Origin of the sequence: Kitasatospora sp. NPDC092039, assembly GCF_044756065.1 — a bacterium.
Lineage (GTDB): Bacteria > Actinomycetota > Actinomycetes > Streptomycetales > Streptomycetaceae > Kitasatospora.
In genome coordinates, this window is the sequence record NZ_JBIVSD010000061.1 from 1 (window position 1) to 1,200 (window position 1,200).

At 71.2% G+C, this 1,200-nt stretch carries 1 protein-coding gene and 1 pseudogene; both read right to left on the bottom strand.

The annotated features are described in order from the left end of the window. Nucleotides 1-431 (bottom strand): ABC transporter substrate-binding protein (locus tag ACIQI7_RS38960; protein ID WP_401119621.1); only part of this gene is annotated, 431 nt, incomplete at its 3' end. 244 nt (nt 432-675) lie between these two features. Further along, nucleotides 676-1,200, bottom strand: a pseudogene (locus ACIQI7_RS38965) (hypothetical protein); the annotation flags it as partial.

The following is a 1,200-nucleotide window of genomic DNA, read 5'->3' on the forward strand; positions in this document are numbered from 1 at the left end:
AGCGACTTGCCGTCGGACTTGGTGAAGCCGTTGATCGCCGGGGAGGGGCCGATCCAGCCGATGTCGATCGAGCCGGCGTTCAGCGCCTCGATCTCCGCGGGCCCGGCGTTGAAGACCTGGGTCTTGACCTGGGTGGCGCCCAGCTCCTTCTGGAAGAAGCCCTCCTGGAGGCCGACCAGCGGGGTGCCGTGGGTCAGGTTGGCGAAGTAGCCGATCTTCACCGTGTCGGCCGACAGCTTCGCGCCGGAGGCACCGGCGGTGGCCGCCGCGTTCGCCTTGTCGTCGGAGGACTTGTCGGCCTGGGAGCCGTAGCCGCATGCCGACAGCAGGGCCACCGCGGTGAGTCCGGCCGCCGCGGCCGCCGCGGTGCGTCTGATCCGGCCGGCGTTCGGGCGGACGCGGGTATGCGAAGGTGCCTGGTTCGGTGCCATTGGTGAGTCCTGTTCGCGGACGGACCGTCAGGAGGCGGTCCTGGGTGGACGGTTGGGAAGGTGGTGCGCGCGGCACATGGGTGCCGGGGCAAGCCGGGCGGCTGTGGGGGAGACAGCCCGGTGACAGGGCGTTCTCAGCCCTGTCGGCCCGCACATCGGGTCAGGCCGCCCTGGCCGCTGCCGAGGACGCCGCTGCCGATGCGGCCGCCTTCCTTGTCCATGCCCGAGAACGCCTCGCTGGGCATCAGACCCAGTCCTCCTCGTCGGGTGCGTCGGTGGTGTGTGCGGTGGTGAAGGCTTCGCCTGCCATGCCGGCGGTGAGGGTGGTGCCGTCGGCGGGGTCGATGAGCAGGAACGAGCCGGTGCGGCGGTTGTCGGAGTAGGCGTCCAGTGCCAGCGGCTCGGCGGTGCGCAGCAGTACGTGGCCGATGTCGTTGACGTTCAGTCCGTCGTGGCCGGGGCGTTGTTCGAGGGTGTCGATGTCGATGCGGTAGGAGATGTCCTTGACGAGGGCGCGGACGGTGCGGGTGGTGTGCTTGAGCAGCACCTTGTCCCCGGCGCGCAGCGGCCGCTCGTTGAGGTGGCTGACGGTGGCTTCGACGTCCTTGGTCGGCGCGGGGGGCCGGCCGGCGGCGATGAGGTCGCCGCGGGAGATGTCGAGGTCGTCGGTGAGCCGGACGGTGACGGACTGGGGTGCCCAGGCGGTGTCGGTCTCCCGGCCGAGGGCGTCGATGCCGGCGACGGTGCTGGTCAGGCCGGAGGGCAGGAC